The organism is Pyxidicoccus sp. M6 (assembly GCF_055568925.1).
This window is the reverse complement of sequence record NZ_CM145714.1, coordinates 4260753-4278965: the sequence shown is the minus strand read 5'-3', so window position 1 is coordinate 4278965 and position 18213 is coordinate 4260753. Positions and strand designations below refer to the sequence as shown.

At 70.5% G+C, this 18213-nt stretch carries 14 protein-coding genes; 7 read left to right on the top strand and 7 right to left on the bottom strand.

Going from position 1 to position 18213, the window contains the following annotated elements:
• Window positions 1-2: 2 nt before the first annotated feature.
• From ACVTJA_RS17005 to ACVTJA_RS16980, 6 genes are all read right to left on the bottom strand, one after another.
• Entirely contained in the window at window positions 3-3671 is a 3669-nt protein-coding gene (locus ACVTJA_RS17005; RefSeq protein ID WP_465837427.1) for a UvrD-helicase domain-containing protein, read from the bottom strand.
• Window positions 3668-6907, bottom strand: a complete 3240-nt coding sequence (locus ACVTJA_RS17000; protein WP_465837426.1) for a PD-(D/E)XK nuclease family protein — start codon at window positions 6905-6907, stop codon at window positions 3668-3670. The genes ACVTJA_RS17005 and ACVTJA_RS17000 overlap by 4 nt, the downstream gene beginning before the upstream one ends.
• A 122-nt stretch (window positions 6908-7029) precedes the next feature.
• A complete protein-coding gene (locus tag ACVTJA_RS16995; RefSeq protein ID WP_465837425.1) occupies window positions 7030-7194 on the bottom strand; it encodes a hypothetical protein in 165 nt (54 codons plus the stop codon).
• A 27-nt stretch (window positions 7195-7221) separates the two neighbouring features.
• On the bottom strand, window positions 7222-8010 hold the full coding sequence (locus ACVTJA_RS16990) for a GNAT family N-acetyltransferase (RefSeq protein ID WP_465837424.1): 789 nt from the start codon (window positions 8008-8010) through the stop codon (window positions 7222-7224).
• On the bottom strand, window positions 8007-8819 hold the full coding sequence (locus ACVTJA_RS16985; protein WP_465837423.1) for a GNAT family N-acetyltransferase: 813 nt from the start codon (window positions 8817-8819) through the stop codon (window positions 8007-8009). Before ACVTJA_RS16985 ends, ACVTJA_RS16990 begins: the two co-directional genes overlap by 4 nt.
• A 26-nt stretch (window positions 8820-8845) precedes the next feature.
• Window positions 8846-9793, bottom strand: coding sequence for a LysR family transcriptional regulator (locus ACVTJA_RS16980; protein WP_465837422.1), 948 nt, complete (start codon window positions 9791-9793; stop codon window positions 8846-8848).
• Between the two features lie 166 nt (window positions 9794-9959).
• Here ACVTJA_RS16980 and ACVTJA_RS16975 point away from each other — a divergent pair, with 166 nt between their 5' ends.
• The 3 genes from ACVTJA_RS16975 to ACVTJA_RS16965 are packed head-to-tail and all read left to right on the top strand — an operon-like array spanning window position 9960 to window position 12381.
• Window positions 9960-10781, top strand: a complete 822-nt coding sequence (locus tag ACVTJA_RS16975; RefSeq protein ID WP_465837421.1) for an SDR family NAD(P)-dependent oxidoreductase — start codon at window positions 9960-9962, stop codon at window positions 10779-10781.
• 5 nt (window positions 10782-10786) lie between these two features.
• Complete coding sequence (locus tag ACVTJA_RS16970; protein ID WP_465837420.1) at window positions 10787-11794, top strand: SMP-30/gluconolactonase/LRE family protein; 1008 nt, start codon at window positions 10787-10789, stop codon at window positions 11792-11794.
• A gap of 59 nt (window positions 11795-11853) precedes the next feature.
• Entirely contained in the window at window positions 11854-12381 is a 528-nt protein-coding gene (locus ACVTJA_RS16965) for a hypothetical protein (RefSeq protein WP_465837419.1), read from the top strand.
• A gap of 78 nt (window positions 12382-12459) precedes the next feature.
• Here the strand turns inward: ACVTJA_RS16965 and ACVTJA_RS16960 are convergent, their stop codons facing one another.
• Entirely contained in the window at window positions 12460-13935 is a 1476-nt protein-coding gene (locus ACVTJA_RS16960; RefSeq protein WP_465837418.1) for an adenylate/guanylate cyclase domain-containing protein, read from the bottom strand.
• Window positions 13936-14211: 276 nt separating this feature from the next.
• Between ACVTJA_RS16960 and ACVTJA_RS16955 the strand changes: the two genes are divergently transcribed.
• Genes ACVTJA_RS16955 through ACVTJA_RS16940 form a run of 4 tightly spaced genes read left to right on the top strand, consistent with a single transcriptional unit; the run spans window position 14212 to window position 18213 of the window.
• Window positions 14212-15465, top strand: a complete 1254-nt coding sequence (locus ACVTJA_RS16955; protein WP_465840416.1) for an AHH domain-containing protein — start codon at window positions 14212-14214, stop codon at window positions 15463-15465.
• A gap of 2 nt (window positions 15466-15467) precedes the next feature.
• On the top strand, window positions 15468-16040 hold the full coding sequence (locus ACVTJA_RS16950; RefSeq protein ID WP_465837417.1) for an imm11 family protein: 573 nt from the start codon (window positions 15468-15470) through the stop codon (window positions 16038-16040).
• Window positions 16041-16093: 53 nt separating this feature from the next.
• On the top strand, window positions 16094-16993 hold the full coding sequence (locus ACVTJA_RS16945) for a phosphatase PAP2 family protein (protein ID WP_465837416.1): 900 nt from the start codon (window positions 16094-16096) through the stop codon (window positions 16991-16993).
• A complete protein-coding gene (locus ACVTJA_RS16940) occupies window positions 16993-18213 on the top strand; it encodes a dienelactone hydrolase family protein (RefSeq protein ID WP_465837415.1) in 1221 nt (406 codons plus the stop codon). The genes ACVTJA_RS16945 and ACVTJA_RS16940 overlap by 1 nt, the downstream gene beginning before the upstream one ends.

Here is an 18213-nt window from a genome sequence, read left to right as displayed (position 1 = left end):
GCTTAGCACGCGCCGGGGGCCGGGTGACAGTGTTCCGAGAAGCCACAATGCAGGGCCTGGCAGGTCGCCCTCTCCCGCCCGGCCCACTCCCCCCGGGTTTCCCCGCGAGCCAGCGCCCGGACGGCCCCGGCCAGCCTCCCGGCGGCCGCCTCCAGCCCCTTCGCGCCCGTCAGCCACTCCGGCTCCGGGCGAGGCTCGCCCAGGAAGACCACTCCCACCCGCACCGGCACCCCTTCACGCACCATGCGCCGCGCGGCCAGGTCCAGCGCCGCCAGTTCGTGCGTGTAGGCCGCCGCCCCCATCGGATGTCGTCCGCCGGACTTGAAGGACAGCACCACCGCCTCGCCCTCGGGTGATTCCCAGAGGATGTCCACCTCGCCCTCCAGGGCAGCCCCCTCTTCCAGCACCACGTGGAAGGGCAGCCCCCGGTGGACGGCCTGCGAGGGCGACGCCGCCATGCGCCGCGCCAGCTCGGTGCCGAGGAAGCGCTCCACGGTGCCCACCACGCCCTCCATGCCCTCATCGTCCGGGAGCGCGCCCGCGGCGCGCAGCAGCGCCTCCAGGTGGGCACGCCGCTCGGCGGGCTCCACGTCCGGGGCCGCCGCGAGCCGCAAGTCCACGGCGCGCAGCAGGCGCAGCGTCAGGTTCTCCGGACTCTCGGCGGGCAACCACCCGTCGGGCTCCACGAGCGGCGGCGTTCCCCGGGGCGGAACCTCCCAGGGCCACGCGGCGCCGCGCAAGCCGAGCCGGTGCAGGTAGTGGAAGCGCCGCGGACACGCGAGGAAGTCCTGCACCGCGTCCACCGACGCCACCACCGAGCCCGAAGTCTCGCCATCCTCTCCGAGCCCCCCGCGCACGCGCAGCAGAGCGGCCTCCACGCGAGCCCCGGCGCGCGCCAGCTCCTCGGGGCCTGGAGGCACGGGGTCCGCGGGCGGCGGAAGTGAATCCACATTCAGGTCATCGACCAGCTCGCGCAGCTCCGGCTCCTCCTCCAGCCGCGCGTTGATGAGGTGCCACCACGAGTCCTTGCCGCCGCGCGGCTCCGCGCCGCCCGACAGCACCAGCATGTCCCGGGCGCGGGTGAGGGCCACGTAGAGGAGGCGGCGGTACTCGGCGTCCTCGCGCGCCTTGAGCTCCGCCCTCACCGCGTCGAAGCGCTTGGAGGTGTAGTCGGTGTCCAGCGAGTCCGGCACCCATGGCCGCAGGGAGATTCCGTGCGAGCGCTCGAAGTGCGCGCGAGCGCTGGTGGTGCGCCGCCGCCCGCCGAGCGCCGGCACCACGACGATGGGCCACTCCAGGCCCTTCGCGCGGTGGATGGTGAGCAACTGCACCGCGCGCGGGTCGCCCGCATCCAGCAGGTCCGCCTGCGCCTCGGTGGGGTCGTTCTCCGCGAGCATGCGCAGCTCGCGCGCGAAGGCCACGCAGCCACCAGTGCCGCGCTCGTCCCGACGCGAAGCCAGCGCCAGCAGCTTCTCCACGTTGGCGCTCGCCTGCTCCGCGTAGGGCGAGCCCGCCAGCGCCTCGCGGTAGCCCGTCACGTCCAGCGCGGACAGCAACAATTCGCGCACGCCCAGCCGGTCGCGCTCACGGCGCAGCGCGGGCAGTGCCCCGAGGAAGCGCTCCAGCCGCGTCCGCTCGCGCTCGGGGAGGGACTCCAGCACCTTCGCATCCTTCAGGTTGGGCGACGCCAGCGACAAGGGCTGGTCCCCCGCGAGGAGGAACAGCGACGCATCCGACAGCCCCACCAGTGGAGAGCGAAGCACCGCGGCGAAGCCGAGCGAGTCCTCCGCGTCCGCGAGCAGCGCCAGCAGCGAGGCCAGGTCCAGCACCTCCTGCGCGCCATAGAAGCCACGCCCGCGCAGCACCCGGTGCGGAACACCGTGGCGGATGAGCGCCTGCCGGTACACCTCCAGGTGCGTGAAGGTCCGGAAGAGCATGGCCACGTCGCCACCGCGCGCGGGGCGCAATCCTTCTCCGTCCTCGCGCTCCACGGTGGCCGGTGCGCCCGGTGCCAGCAGACACCGCAGCCGCCGCGCCACCGAGTCCGCGTCCAGCCAGCGCAGGTCCGCCGCCGTGTCCGCCTCTTCCAATTGCAGCCGCTCCACCACCTGTGACTCGGTGAGGGACGGACGCACGGGCGAGAGGTCGTCCTCCTCGGGGACGTAGACGACCTCGAAGGGGCGCGGCTCGCTCTCGTCGGCGGCGACGAGCACTCCGGCGAAGGTGCGGTTGAAGAAGGACAGCAGCCCTGGCACCGAGCGGCGGTTGTGCTGGAGGAAGCCGCGCGTGCCGCCCTCGTCCTCAATCTTCTTCGCCAGCACCGAGAAGACAGACACGTCCGCGCCGCGGAACTCGTAGATGGACTGCTTGCGGTCACCCACCGCGCAGAGGAACGCGGGCTCCAATGGCAGCGACGCCACCACGTCCGTGTCCTTCGCCAGCTCGCGCGGCCCACCGTCGCGTTTCTCCGCGAGCAGCAGCACCAACTCCAACTGGAGGCGGTTGGTGTCCTGGAACTCGTCCACCAGCAGCGCGCCGATGCGCTCCTGCACTTGCCGGCGGAACTCCGGGAAGTCTCGCAGCAGGTCTCGCGACTTCACGAGCAGCGAGGTGAAGTCGAACACGTTGCGCCGCGACAATTCCTCGTCATGGCGCTCCTCCACCTGTGTCAGCAGCTCGCGAAAGGTGAGCTCGAAGGGCGCGGTACGCCACGCGGCCCACGCGTCGTCCAGACGGGGCACGGAGCCGTCGCTCTTGCCGAAGACGCGCCAGTACAGCTCGCGAATGGGAGACGCGGCGCCCTTGCTCAGTCGCGCGAAGTTGCGACCATCGGCCTTGAAGCAGGCGCGCAGCCACGGGAAGCGCTCGCCCGTGCCGAAGTTCTCAGCCGTCATTCCATTCAGCGCGCGCTCCAGCCCGCCGAGCAGCCGGCTCCACTCGCCCTTCACGTCCAGCCCGTGCGCCTCGGAGCAGAGCTGGATGCACCTCGTAATCTCCTCCTCCAGCTCCGCGCGGGCCTCCGCGGCATTGCCCACGGCGGCGGTGGCGGCGCGCAGGCCCTCTTCACGCAGCTTGCGGTAGACGGACACCAGCGCGGCCACCAGGCCATCCGAGAAGCCCGAGCCGGAGAAGCCCAATTCCTGACACAGCTCGCGCACCTGCGCGTCGCCCTCTTCGAGCGCATCCAGCACCACGCGCTCGCAGACGTCCTGCACCAGCCCCGAGGCCTCCAGCTCGTCGAGCACCTCGAAGTTCGGGTCGATGCCCACGGCCGGCGGTGCACGGCGCAGCAACTGCCCGCAGAGCGAGTGGAACGTGCCCACCGTGGCCGCGCCCAGCTCCTCGCGGAGCTGCCGCCACGCATCCGGCAGCGGGAAGGGCTTGTCCAGCCGCTCCAGCGAGGCACGCAGCTCCTTCTCCTGGTCCTGCCGCGTGTCGCCCTGCGCGAGCCCATCCAGACGCTGCCGCACGCGCGAGCGCATCTCCGCGGCGGCCTTGTCCGTGAAGGTGAGCATGCACAGCCGAGACGGACGCACCGCCGCGCCGGCCTCACGCGCGCCCGCGAGCAGGTGCAGCGTCATCGTCACCAGGCTGTACGTCTTGCCCGCGCCCGCGCCCGCCATCAGGGCCAGGTTGCGCTCCAGCGCGAAGATGGACGGCGTGCCGCTCATCCGCCCTCCTCCGTCATGCGGCGCTCCGTGATGCGGCACACGGCGCGGAAGCCGCACGTGCCGCAGTCCTGGGGTCGCGCGGCGAAGCGCCCCTCGCGCAGCGTATTCACGAGCGACTCCACCGCGTTGGGCAGGTTGAGGCCTTGCTTCTCCGCCACCTTCGCGCGCACCTCCGGGTCCGTGGACAGCAGCTCGTCCATCTCCTGCGCGGAGACCACCTCCGTCAGGTGGATGGTGGCGCCGGTGCGCAGCGAGAACCACGCCGCCTGCTTCGCGTCCTTGTGGCCGCTCTCGCGCGCCGCGTAGAGGTACAGCGGGAGCTGGAAGTCCGACGTGAGCAGCTTCTCCTTCAGCGCGCGCTTGTCCAGCCGCCCGGACTTGTAGTCGATGACGCCCACCTCGCCGCCCGCCTTGTCCAACCGGTCAATCTTCCCCTCGAAGACGATGGCGTCACCGCCAATCGGGAGGATGACGTTGCGCCACTTGTCGTCTTCGGCGGCGGGGCCGAACTGGAGCTCGAAGCCCTCGGGCACCATCTTGTCGAAGGGTAGCCCGTGCCGCTCGTCCACGAGGATGCGGCGGGCCATGGCGCGGGCGCGCTCGTGCGCCAGCTTCCACAGCGCGGGATGGCCCACGTGGTGGAACTTCTCGAAGTGCTTGATGGCGGACTTGAGCGCCGTGTCCAGCACCTCGTCCGGCACGTCCTCGGGCGCCTTGCCCAGCAGGCCGTGCTCCTTGAGCGACTTGAACACCTCCTCCACCACGCGGTGCCAGAAGGTGCCTCGGCCGCGCGCGTCGAACTCCTCGCCCGGCGTGTCGGGCTCCGTCACCTTCAGGCCATACGTGAGGAAGCCCTGGAAGCCGCAGTTGCCGAAGCGCGCGAGCGCCGACGCGGACAGCGGGCGGGTGAGGTCGAAGCGGAACGTCTCGCGCAGGGACTCGCGCAGCGTGTTCGCATCCACCGAGCCCGTGTACGGACCCGGCTGCCGGTTGGGGTCGCCGAAGAAGAACAGGCGCTCAATCTCCACGAGCGACAATTCCTTCGCGGCCGAGTACCAGACCTCCTTCTCGAACTGACGCCGGAGCAGCGGGGCCGCCGGGTCCGGCTCGGTGACGCGCAGCTTGGGCTGGGCCAGCGCCTCCAGCGCGACGCTGCGGCGCAGCTCCGCCTCGGTGAGCACCTCGTCGAGCGGAGGAATGGGCGGCAACGAGCGCGGCATCCACTTCAGCGCGGTGAGCCGGCGCACCTCCTCGAGGAACGCGGAGGGCACCTGCTCCTGTCCACCCGCGGCCTCCATGGCGAAGGACAGGCTCACCGTCTCCTCGGCGACGGCGAGCGCGCTGGCGAAGAGCAGCCGGTCCTCGGTGAGGCGCCACGCCGCGCGGTCCTCGAACTCGCCGCCGGTGAGGCGGAACACGTCGCGGCCCAGGTGCTTGTTGAGGGCGGAGCGCTCCGCGTCTCCCAGCAGCGGAGACGGCGCGTCACGGCCGGGGAAGCGGCCCTCCGTCATGCCCGCGAGGAAGAGATGGCGGAAGGTGCGGCCCGGTAGCTCGGCCACGTCGAGCACCTCCACCGCTCCGGTGCGAGGCCCGCGCGGAGGCAGGTGCGCGTCCGCCATGGCGTCACGCAGCCAGCGGCCGAAGGTGCGCCGCTTCAGCTCCGGCCCTCCGCCCACGGCCTTCATCGTCCGCAGGAGTCCCTGCACGCGCTGACGCAGCGCCTCACGAGCGGCCTCGTCCCGCGCTCGCGCGTCCACCGCCCGCGCGCCCAGGCCACCTTCCTCACGCGCCTCCAGCGGGCCTTCCGAGTCCATCAGGCCCAGCCGCTCCACCACGTGCCACCACGCGGTGAGCAGCTCCTCGATGGTGCCCTTCTCGGGGATGCGACGGCAGTGGTCCACGAGCAGCATGCAGCGCTGGCGCAGCACCTGCACGGCGTGCACGCGGTTGCCGGCGTCCTTCTTCTGCGCTCCGTAGAGCGCGAGGAGCCGGCGCGCGAGCCCATCCAGCCGCACGTCATACGCGCCGCGGTTGCGCAGCGCGCCCAGCTTGTCGTCGCGCACGGCCGCGAGAGCGAAGAGGCTCGCGGGCGCGTCCGGGCCACCGCGAGACAGCGTGGGCGCGTAGCGGCTGCCCACCAACTCCGCGACGCGCTCGGCGGGGAAGCCGTCCTCCGCCAGCGCCGGCAGGTCCAACGCGAGGCGCACGGGGCCCGCGAGGGCCAGCGGCTCACCCCAGGGCAGGCGCACCGGCACGCCCAGCTCTCCCAGCGACTCCGCGAGCCACCCGGCCTCGGGCCCCGGCTCGCGCCACGCGATGGCGATGTCTCCCGGCGAGGCGCCCTCCGCGATGAGCCGCTTCACGTCTCGCGCGACGAGGCGCGCCTCCTCGCGAGCCGTGGCCGCGCTCCACACGCGCAGGCCCGGCAGCGCGTCCTTCAGCACGTCCCGCGAGGCACGCGGAGAGAACAGGTGACGACCGAGGTCGATGAAGGGCCGGCCCTCGAAGGTGACGTCCGCCTTGAAGAGGTCCACGTGCGGCATCGTCTCGCCGCGGTTCTCGAAGGCGCGGAACAACGCCGCCAACGCCGCGTCCGCCGCGGGCGAGCCACCCACCGGCGTCTCCACCCGCAGCGTCACCCGGCGCGACTCGCACGCCGCGACCAGCGCCAGCAGCAATTCCAGCCCGGAAGGCCGCACGTCGTAGATGCCGTGCAGCACGAGCGCGCCCACGCCCTCCCAGCCCGCCGGCCATGCGCCACGGCCCAGGGCCTCGCGTGCGCCGCGCATCACGTCCTCGCGGTCCGCCAGTCCCAGCTCCGCCATCTTCTGCTCGTAGAGGTGGTACAGGCGGGCGAGCACCCGTCCCCTCCTCTGCCTGTCCGGAGGCAGTACCTCCACCGCGTCCTGCAGCTCGCGCGCGGTGAGGCGGCCGGCCTTCAAGTCGAGCACCACGTCCAGCGCGGCGCGCGCGAAGGCGGGCTCTCGCACGTACTCACCGAAGGGCGTGTCGCCCAGCACGGGGCCCAGCGAGGACACGACGGCGCGTGCGGCCATGGCCGGGCACGGGCGCCGGTTCAGCTCGCGCGCGCCACCGAGGGCATGCAGCAGCTCATCCCAGGTGAGCAGGTGGGCCCCCACCGACAGGCCGCTCGCATCCCCCCCTGCGCGCAGCGCGGCCTGGCGCCGGCCGGCGTCGGGATACACGTGGAGGGTACGGCCGGGACGGGGGGACATTCGGGAGCGGATTGTAGAACGACCGGGCGGGTGGCTTTCATGCTCGTTTGCGAGCCCGCCGCCCAGGTCTTTTCAATGCTCGCCTGTCTGCCCTGCCCAGGAAGGAAGACTTCCCGGACTTCTCAGAGGACGCTCTGGATGAAGCCGGCGACGCCGCCACCGTTCAGCGTGTCGATGGCAGCCCGAATCTCATAGCTCTTGCTCGCGCGGTCGATGAGGTCCTCGTCGAAGTTGGCGACCTCGTACTTCACGCGAGCGGGCGGCCAGGCACACCATCCGCGTCGCACGGGGACGCGCCAGCGTCCCGACGTGACTCAGCCGTGGGTGGGAGCCGCGGCGTCGACGTAGAACAACATCCGCGTGACGAACCGGAAGCCGCCGCGCTCGTAGAGGCGGCCGGCCTCCTCGGTGATGGTGCTCAGGAACAGCACCTCCACGCCGCGTGAGAAGGCCTCCTGCGCCGCGCGCGAGACAAGCGCCGCGCCGATGCCGCGCCCGCGCCACTCCTGGAGCGTCGCCACGCCCGCGAGCTCGGAAGTGCCCTGGTGGGGTGAGGTGAACAGCCCGCCCGCCACCGGGCGCCCGTTCATCTTCGCGAGGAACGCGCGGCCGTCCTTCAGGTCCGCGAGCGTCTTGGAGACCTCCTCGTCGCTCACGGCGGGCGTCTCGTCGGGGCTGAAGCCCTGGCGCGTGGTGACGCAGAAGGCGCGGACCTCCTCGCGAGGCGAGTCCGGCGAGAGCACCGCGAGCACGAGCCCGTCCGGCCCCGGGACGGGGACGTAACTGTCGCGAGTGCAGACCATGAGCCGGGCCTCGGCCTCCTGGCGGTAGCCGGCGTCGCGCAGCATGCCGGCCAGCTCGGGGGCCAGCGCGTCGACGTACTCGAAGCGGGGCACGCGCTGGCGCGACTCGAACTCGGTGCGGAGCCGCCGCAGGGCCACGCGCGTGTCGCCCGTCACGGGCCCGTCCGGGATGGCGTAGTTCAGGTAGACCATCGCGTCGAACGGGTGGAAGTAGGCCGTGAAGGGCGGGACGGAGACGGCGGTGTAGCGCTCCTGCGCCGCGTGGCGCATGGAGTCTTGAAGACGTTCGATGAGGTTCATGGCGCGGTCAGACGGTGGACGAGCTCGAGTTGGGACAACGCCGGATGCTGGAAGCCCGCGCCGAGGAAGAAGCCGTCGCACAGCCCTTCCGGAATGATGGCGCCCGCGGCAATCGGCCTTCCGGGCCAGGCCGCCGCCAGCGCGCGGAACAGCCTGCGCCCGAAGCCCTTTCCCCGCTCGGAAGGCTCCACGGCGATGGCGCGCAGCGCGAGCGTGGGGGCGGAGACATCTCCAATCACCGCCACCGCGGGCCCGAGCCGGAACGCCCGCGCGGGCAGCGCCAGTCCCGCCACCGTGGATGGCGCCATCTGCCAGGGCACGTCATCCGGGAGCAGCCGCGCGCAGGCCAGCGCCTCCACCTCCTCCAGCGCGGCGGGCTCCGGCGCCGGAGTCCCCACGAAGCCCACCAGCCGGCGGACGCGCTGGAAGCCCAGGCGCTCGTACAGCTTCACCGCTGGGGCGTTCTGCTCGATGACCTCCAGCACCATCCGCGTGTCGCCGCGCGCCCGGGCCTCGTCCAACAACGGCAACAACATGCGAGCCCCCAGCTTGCGGTTGCGGTGCGAGGGAATGATGCCCATGCCCGCGACGCGGCTCACCCTTCCCCGCCGCGCCATCAGCACCAACCCCACTGACTCACCGTCCACCCGGGCCACCCGGCTGTCCGCCAGCGAGATGTGCTCGGTGCGCACGCGCGCGTCGAACAGCGCGGGCGCGTCGGGGATGTTGACGAAGTAATTCTCGAACGAGCGCGCGAAGAGGGTGGAGAGGGCGCGCGGTGAGAAATCCGAAGCGGGAATGAGCTCCATGGCGCCGCGATGTCTACCAGAGTTCCTCACGCACCGGAGCGTCGCGAGCCCAACCGCTGCTCCCACGGTGGCGTGCCCGCGTAGCGCTCCGCGAGGAACGAGACGAAGGACTTCACCTTCGACGGCACCAGCCTCCCGGGTGGGTGCACGGCGAAGATGCCCGTGTCAGGCACCGACCAACCGTCCATCACCCGTACGAGCCGCCCGGCCCGCAGGTCCTCCGCGATGAGGAACGTGGCCAGCACGGTGACACCACAGCCCGCCACCGCCGCCAGTCGCAGTGCCTCCGCGTTGTCCGCGACGAGCACCGGGCGTCCTCGCGCCGTCACCTGCTCCTCTGCCCTGTGCAGGGTCCACGACTGCCCATCCGCAAGCGGACTGAAGTAGAGGCACGCATGGTGCGCGAGGTCCTCGGGCTTCGTCAGCGGCCGGCGGCCTCGCAGGTAGCTCGGGGCCGCGACGAGGAAGCGGTGGTTCGTGGCGAGCCGGCGCACCACGAGACTGGAGTCCGTGAGCGCGCCGATGCGGATGGCCACGTCGAAGCCCTCCTGCACGAGGTCCACGTAGCGGTCCATGAACGAGAGCTCCAACCCGATGCGCGCATATCGGCGCAGGAAGTCCGGCAGCAATGGCGCCACCTGGAGCTGGCCGAACAGGTTGGGCACGGCCACGCGCAACCGCCCCCTGGGCTCTCCCGCCAGGCCCGAGACGAGCGCCTCCGCATCCTCGACGCGGGTGAGCACGTCGGTGCATCGCTCCAGGTACAGCGTCCCCGCCTCCGTGAGCGACACATGGCGCGTGGTGCGGCGAAGGAGCGCCGTGCCCAGCGCATCCTCCAGGCGGGCGATGCGCCGGCTCAGAGCAGAGGGACTGATGCCCAGCTCCCGGGCCGCGTCCGCGAAGCTCAACGCCCGCGCCACCGCCGTGAAGCTGAGCATGTCCTCCAGCCTGTCCCGCAGTGCCACGCGCTCCATGCCCCGCTCCTCCCACATTGTTGCGTGCGGTGCACGAGTCTAGTGCGGCGCCGCGCGATGATGGGGCGGAACCCGTGGGCTACTTGTGCAGCGCACGCATCGGAAAGGCGCGGGCGGCCATCCGGGCCGCGTGGGCTTCCGGTCCCCCCTGCGGAGTACAAGCACCATGGCGGACGTGAAGGGTTCGAAGTCGTTCCAGGAGAAGGTGGTCCTCGTCACCGGGGCCGGAAGTGGAATCGGGCAGGCCGCCGCGGTGGCCTTCGCTCGCGAGGGAGCCACCGTGGTCCTCGCGGGCCGGCGGCGCGCGGAGTTGGAAGCGGTGGCGGCGGAAGTCCAGGCGGCCGGTGGACGGGCGCTCGCCGTCCCCACCGACGTGGCGAAGGAGGAGGAGGTGGAGCGGCTCGTGCGCACGACGCTCGAGCGGTTCGACCGGCTGGACGCGGCCTTCAACAACGCGGGCGTCGAGGGCTCCTTCGCTCCCATTCACGAGTTGAAGGCCGAGGACTTCGACCACACCTTCGGCATCAACGTGCGTGGGGTGTGGCTGTGCATGAAGTACGAGGTGGAGGCCATGCTGCGCTCGGGGCGCGGCGGGGCCATCGTCAACAACTCCTCGTGGCTGGCGCATGGCGCGATGACGGGGACTTCCATCTACTCGGCGAGCAAGGCGGCGCTGGACGGGATGATTCGCGCGGTGGCGCTGGAGGGCATGGACCGCGGCGTGCGCGTCAACAACGTCAACCCGGGCATCATCGAAACGCCCATGCTCCACCGTCTCCTCTCCACGGAGGAGATTCAGCGGCCGTTCATCGCGCACACGCCCGCGCGCCGGCTCGGCAGCCCGGAGGAGGTGGCGGACGCGGTGGTCTGGCTGTGCTCCGACGGGGCGCGCTTCGTCACGGGACAGAACCTGCTGGTCGACGGCGGGTACACCATCGCCGGGCACCGTTCCTGGGTCACTCCTTCCACCACGGCTTCGCAGCGGTGAGCGCCATGCACGGACTGAACTTCCTCGGAGTCCTCACCGCGGTCCTGCTTACGCTGACGCCCTCTGCTCCGGAGGCCGCCGCCCCGCGCCGTGAGCGGCTGACCCTGCCCTCGGGCTTCACGTATCCCAATGGCATCACCCACGCGGAAGACGGGACGCTCTTCGTCGGCTCGGTGCCGAGCGGGCGCATCCTCCGCAAGGCTCCGGGAGGCGAATGGACGGTGCTGTTCCCCGGCTCGGAGGAGGTCTTCGCGGTGACGAGCCTGCGGCTCGATGCACCGCGTGGCCTGCTGTGGGGCACGTCTCCGGACGTCATGGGCTTGATGCGCCCGGACGGAGCGCTGGGGAAGCGGTGGCACCGGCTCTTCGCGGTGGATGCTCGCTCCGGCGAGGTGCGGCGCATCGTCCCCATCCCGGAGGGAGGGCTGGGCAATGACATCACTCTTGCAGCCGACGGTGGGCTGTACGTGACGGACAGCACCCGGGCCTCCGTCCTCTACCTGCCGCCTGGAGGTGAGCGCCTGGAGACCTACGTGTCCGACGCACGCTTCCAGTCGAAGGAGGCGGGGCTCTCGGGCATCGGCCCCGCGGGCATCGCGCTGGCTCCAGACGGGAAGACGCTGGCCGTCAGCACCTTCGGTCCTGGCCGGCTCTTCCTCGTGCGCCCTGGTGACGCGGGGGCGCCTCCGGCCGTGAGCGAGGTGGAGCTGCCGCGACGCCTGGAGAATCCGGATGGAATGCGCTTCGCGCCGGATGGACGGCTGCTCGTGCTGGAGGGCGCGACGAAGAGTGGCGACGGGCGTGTGGTCCGCATCGACGTGCTCGGGAAGACGTCGGGTCCGAGGCGCATCGAGGTGCTGGCCTCGGGGATGGAGTCCCCCGTCAACCTCACGGTGGAAGCCAATGGACGCATCTGGGTCACCGAGGCGCGGTTGCGCAACCAACTGCAGAAGGGCGCGGCGGCGAAGGTGCCGGACGCGTTCTGGGTGACGAAGCTGTCTCCCTCGGAGTGAGCTCCGGTCCGTGAGGAACACGCGTGCGGTGGGACACCCGGCGCTTCTATGTTTCACGCATGCTCATGCCTTGGCGACTCACCGCTCCCCTCTTCCTCGCGGTCTTGCTGTGTCTCGGCTCGACGCCGGCTCGCGCGGGGGCTCCTTCCGCCGCGCAGAGCTTCGAGCAACTGCGTGCCCTGGTCGGCACGTGGACCGCGCCCCTGTCCGAGGGCAAGGAAATCCGGCTGACCTACCGGCTCGTCTCAGGCGACAGCACGCTCGTCGAGACGTACACGCTGCCCTCGGGCAAGGAGACGCTGACGCTCTATCACCTGGATGGAGCGCGACTGCTGGCGACGCACTACTGCGCGCAGGGCAACCAGCCGCGCCTCCGCCTCGCTCCGGATGCCACCGAGAGACGGTGGGTCTTCACCTTCCTGGACGCGACCAATCTGAAGGCGCCTCGTGCTTCGCATCTGCACCGGCTGGAGTTGACGCTTGGGGATGCGAACCACTTCACGAAGGTGGAGACGTATCGGAGCAATGGCAAGGACGAGGCGGAGACGCTGAGCTTCACACGCGTCCCGGTGGCTTCTGGCACCTGAGCGGCGTCTGTCTTCAGGTGTCCTGCCTGTCCTCGGACTTGCGCGTCAGCGGGACCACCTGAGCAGCGGCTCACGCCCTCACGCGGCCTGGTTGTCTTCGGCCTCGCGCGCCAACGTGTAGAGACGCATCGGCTCCGCGACGCCCTTGAGGGTGACGGACTCCACCTCGCGAACGTCGAGCTTCCCCGCGAGCCTCCGGGCCACCTCGTCGCTGAAGAGCAGCGAGGGCAGCGGCTCGCGGGCCCGGCTCTCGATGCGGGCCGCGACGTTGACGGTGTGGCCGATGACGGTGAACTCCAGCCGCTCCGCGCTGCCGAGATAGCCCGCGACGACCTCGCCCGCGTGCACGCCGATGCCGGAACGAAGGCACAGCCCTCGTCCGGCGAGCCGCGCGTTGTAGTCCTTCAGACGCTGCTGCATCTCGCGCGCGGCGGCCACGGCGGCGACGGCCGGGTTCTCGCTGCCCTCGGTGAGACCGAAGACGGCGAGCACCGCGTCGCCGATGAACTTGTCCACCATGCCCCCGTGCTTCTGGATGGTGGCGACCATCTCCCCGAAGTAGCCGTTGAGCACCTCGATGAGGTCCTCGGGGGAGAGCGACTCGGACAGCGGCGTGAAGTCGCGCAGGTCGCTGAAGAGAAGGACCACATCGCGCCGGCGGCCTCCCAGCTCCGCGGCACGTCCCGGGCGCGCGTACTTCTCGATGAACTCGTTGGCCACCTGCGGTGAGACGAAGCGGCCGAAGGCTTCGCGGATGCGCTCGCGGAGACGGAGTCCGTCAGCCATGTCGTTGATGCCGAGGGCGATGAGCCCGAGTTCATCAGGGCGGCTCGTGGCGGCGGAGGGATGGAGGTCCCCACTGCCGACCCGGCGCACGGCGTCCAGCAGTCGCTCCGAGTCGCGCCGCAGGCTGGAGCCATAGGCCACGGCCGCGATGAGCGCCACCACGGTGATGGAAGCGGCGAGGAGCGAGGCTTCAATCAACGCCTGCCGGCTCCCGTGAAACTCGCCCACCATGCGCACGAGGGTGAGCAGCAGCACCAGCACGGGGATGGTGGTGAAGAGGACGTAGCCCTCGATGAGCCGGTGCCCCAGTCGCTCGCGCAACTGCGCGACGGGCGAGGACGTGGAGGGGCGGAGCTGCTCGAAGAGGAGGTACTCCACCTGGGCGACGAGGCCGCCTCCGAGCAGCCAGTACCCGACGGCGAGCTTCACGTGGCTGAGGAGCGGGAAGTGGGGATAGAGCCAGAGATGCAGCGTGAAGGCCACGAAGCCCGTCACCACCCAGGTGCCCACGGAGAGCAGATACGCATGGCGGGCCGGAGTGCGGCTTCCATCCGGCTCGGGAGCGAAGCGGAACACGCCTTCTCGCAAGACGATGTGGACCGCCGAGAGCCCGAGGACCGATTGCAGCAACAGCAGGGGCGGCAGCGAGCAGATATACGTGCAGACGAGCCGCGCGTAGAGATACGTGAACGCGCCCACCAGGAGCGTGCCTCCGTGCAGCGAGAGGCGGACCTTGAGCGGGAACCGGGTGGCGAAGGAGGTCGTCATGACGTGTTCGCTCCGGGACTCTAGGCCATCCTCGGACAGGGCGTTCAACGAGGGCTCGCACGGACGAGGTGGGTCGGCCCAAGCGTGGGTCTCCAGCAAGCGAGCGGGCACATCCGGCTCATGCCGTTCAGGCCAGAGGAGAGACTCTGCGGTTCTCCACCATCGACCTGGGCTCCAAGCCGATGCTCTCGTGCCGCGCCTGACTCAGGGGTGCTCGGCCCCGGGGAGGCACGTGTGGTGGCGAAAAGCTGGTGGGCCCTGCTGTTGATTCCGTGGATGGTGGGCTGTACGGGCTCGCGCGTCGTGCGGCTCGATACTGGCCAGGGTCGGGTGGTGGAGCATGTCCCGCGGGCCTCGGGTGGTTCCGTCGAGGTCGATGCAGAGGACTTCGAGAAGGCTCTCGCACGGCTCGCGCTGGATGTGCCCCTGTCCCTGCGGCCCTCCGATGATGCCGGGTGGTTGGTACGTGCCTCGAATCGCGGCAGCACCATGGACAAGGCGCTGCGGAGCGCGCTGCATAAGCGGTACGGCCGGTGGTGCCAGGCGCACGAGGGGCCAGGGGACTGTCTCTCGCTGCTGGAGGACGGACTTGGCTTCGATGAGAGGGACCGGTTGACCCTGGCAATGGGCCTGTCACTGGACCCAATGCACGCGAGCATCGCGGAGGCGGTGGAGAAGACGCTCAACCCCACCTTCTTCAAGGCGGTGGTGGTGTCGGCGTTGGTGACGTGGGCCGTGCTGGCAGCGAACCCCGAGCCCGTGTTCACCAAGGCGGCCGCAGTAGTGTCGGTGCTGATGCTGGCGTACGTGGGCATCGACGCGTTCCTCGAGTTGGTCCACGCATGCATCGAGCTGAAGCGGAACTCGGACCGGGCCCGTACGTTCGAGGAGTTGGAAGAGGCCGGCGAGCGCTTCGGCCATGTCATGGGCACGCAAGGGGCGCGCATCTTCGTGCTCGCAGTGGCAGTAGTGCTGGGCAAGGGCACTATGAGTGGAGCCTCAGCGCTGGCCTCCCGGTTACCCCTGTTACCAGGCTTCCCTCCGGCAGCGGCACTGAGTGCATCGCAGCTCGGAGTGAATCTCGCGGCGATTGAACAAGTGAGCGCGGTCGCGGTGGTCGAGGGTGGCGTCATCATCACCCTCGGGCCCGGCGCGGTGGCCATGGTGGCTTCGGGCTCGAGTGGCATCCTGGGTGATCCGGACGGGAAGGTGCATCACATCTGCACCGACAAGAACACCGAGTCAGATGCGAACGGAGGACCGTGGACGCCGGTGTTCGAGAAGCTCTTCAGAAGGGCGGGCATGACGCTGAACGACCCCGCCAATCTGGTACGCATCCGTGGCCATGAAGGTCCGCACCCGGAGGCGTATCATCGGGAAGTCTTTCTGCGGCTACAGCGAGCACTTGGTTCTTGCCGTAGCACCAACGTGTGCAGGGAAGCGCTGCTTGGGGAGTTGAAGAAACTGCGCAACGAGCTCCTCACCCCAGGAGCCATGCTCCGCCGCCTTGTTACGAAGGACCTGGAGTAGACATGCCTGAACGCTACTTCGACCTCGCACAGAACCTCTACGTCCCAGGTCGCTGGTACCCAGACGAGCCCACGGACCTCCAAGGCCAGGAGATCGGGGACGTCTGGCAGTTTTCCCAGGGGCAGCCCTTGGAGCTTCGCGAGCCCCTCCGCATCCCTCTGTATCGCCCTGGCCGAGCGGTCGACTTCGCTACGACAGCCGTGGGCGCCACTCCCATCGTTCACAAGACGGTCGCCTCCGTGTTCGCGGAACTGGCACCCGACGACGTGCAGCTCTTCTCCGTGGAGGTCGAAGGTCAGCCCGAGCCGTACTTCATCCTCAACGTCACGCGGCTGTTGAGGTGCATCGACGACAAGGCTTCAGAATACGTCGACTACTATCAGCCGGAGGACGGGCAGCCAGAGAAGGTGGGGACCTACCACAACGTTCGCGGCCTTCGAATCGACAAGTCCAAGGTCGGCGCCGGAAAGGTCTTCCGTCCCTGGGGCTGGCCGATGGTCATCATCGTCTCCGAGGACATCAAGCTCGCCCTGGAGCGCACGGGAGCCACGGGCATGAAGTTCACCGAAGTGTAGGCCGCGCGGGAGAACGGCTTCCGGAGGGTGGAACGACGACGCGGGAGCCTCCTATGCTCCGCGCCGTGCGCCCTGCTCCCATTGCCGCCGTGGTGGCCTTCCTGCTGGCCCTCGCACCCCTGTCCGCCTCCGCCCAGGAGGACTCGCCCCGGCTCCATGAGCTTCGTTTCGACTGGACCCGCGACGCCATCATCACCGGCACCGGCGGCGTCCTATGGATTTCCAGCGAGGCCTTCTTCAAGGACGACCTCGCCCCCGCGCAGTGCCGCTGGTGTGACCGCGCCCCGGACGGCACCGACACCCTCAACCGGCTGGACCGCTGGGGCCGCGGGCTCGCGGGCAGCACCGAGGAGTCCCGCAAGCGCGCCGACACCTGGAGCAACATCCTCGGCTTCGCCGTCGTCCCCGCCAGCGTCCTCGGCGTGCAGTACGCCGTGGGCCACGGCTCCGGCGCTCCCGACCGCTTCTTCGCCCAGGACGCCACCATCATCATCCAGAGCGCGGTGCTCGCGTCCGTGGCCAACCAGACGGTGAAGTTCATCGTCGGCCGCGAGCGCCCCTTCGTGCACCAACTCCCCGAGGACCAGAAGGGCCTCACCGCCCACCCGAGCGACAACAACCTCTCCTTCTACAGCGGCCACACCAACCTCGCGTTCTCCCTCGTCGTCTCCGCGGGCACCGTGGCCGCGCTGCGCGGCTATGAGAACCAGGCGTGGATCTGGGCCGTGGGACTACCGCTCGCCACCTCCGTGGGCCTGCTGCGCATGGGCGCCGACAAGCACTACCTCACCGATGTCGCCACCGGCGCCCTGCTCGGCTCGGCGTTCGGCCTCGCCGTTCCCCTGTTGATGCACGGACGCACCGGCGAGACCACGAGTCCCGAAAGGGCCGCCCGTGTGCGGATGATGCCCGTGGCCGGTGCGCACATGGCGGGCATCTCGGGGCGCTTCTGATGAGCTCCCTCGGGCATCGAGCGCTCCACTCCTGGCTGCTGGCGCTGGCCCTCCTCGCCGGCTGCGGCACGTCCCGTCCCACGCCTTCCGCCCAGCCCATGGTGGCCCCGGCGCCAGCGAGCAAGGCGCCCGCACTCTGGGGGCCGCTCGCCCCAGGCAACCATGACGTGGGCCTGCGAGTCCTGACGGTTCCCCCCGGCCAGGACGCCGCGGACGCGCGTCCGCTCCAGCTCACCGTCTGGTATCCGGCGCGAGCCGAGGCCCCCGCCTCGCGCCTGCACTACCGCGACTACGTGGGCCTCACCGGCTCCGAGCAGCAGCCGGACTCCTCGGAGGACCCGTACGTCTCCAAGGCCGCGGTGGCTCGCTACCAGAAGCTCGTGACGAGCATGGGGCTGCCCGCGTCCGCCGTGTCGGCGTGGCTGGACGCGGAGGTCCTCGCGGTGCGCGGAGCGGCACATGCGCCGGGGCGCTTCCCGTTGGTGCTCGTGGCCCAGGGGCGCTTCCACTCCGCCCACCATCAGGCCGTGCTGGCCGAGTACCTCGCGAGCCACGGCTACATCGTGGCCACCACGCCCTTCCCCGCGCACCTCGCGCCGCCGGCGGAGAACGAGGACGTGCTCGCCATTGCCCGGGGACAGACGCGGGACCTGGCGCGCGCGTACGACGTCATCAAGGCCGACACACACGTGGACGCCTCGCGCATCGCGCTCGTGGGGCACAGCTTCGGAGCCCGCTCCGCGTTCCTCTTCGCGCGCGAGCACCCCGAGTCGTCCGCCCTCGTCAGCCTCGACGGAGGCATCGCCAACCGTCAGGGGAAGGAGTGGCTCGATGGCCTCACCGGCTTCCGCCCCGATGACTTCCGCGTACCGCTGATGCACCTCTACCAGCAGGGCGACAACACGGTGGTGCCCGACTTCGACTTCGTGCGCTCCCTGCGCGGCGCGGACCGGTGGCTCGTGCGAATCACCGGCTTGCGGCATCTCGACTTCACCAGCATCGGTGCCGCCGCCAACGTGGCTCCCGCGCTCGCGCCCGCGGGACGGGCCACGAGCACGTCGCGAGGCTGGGCTGCCTGCGCGAACGACACGCTCCGGTTCCTGGACGCGCAGCTCCGCCAGCAGGCCCAGGAGCTCGAATCGCTCTCGACGCAGGGGGGCCCTTCCAACAGCACCTCGCCGGTCGTCGCCGTGACGCACTGGCGCCCGGGCCAGCCCTGA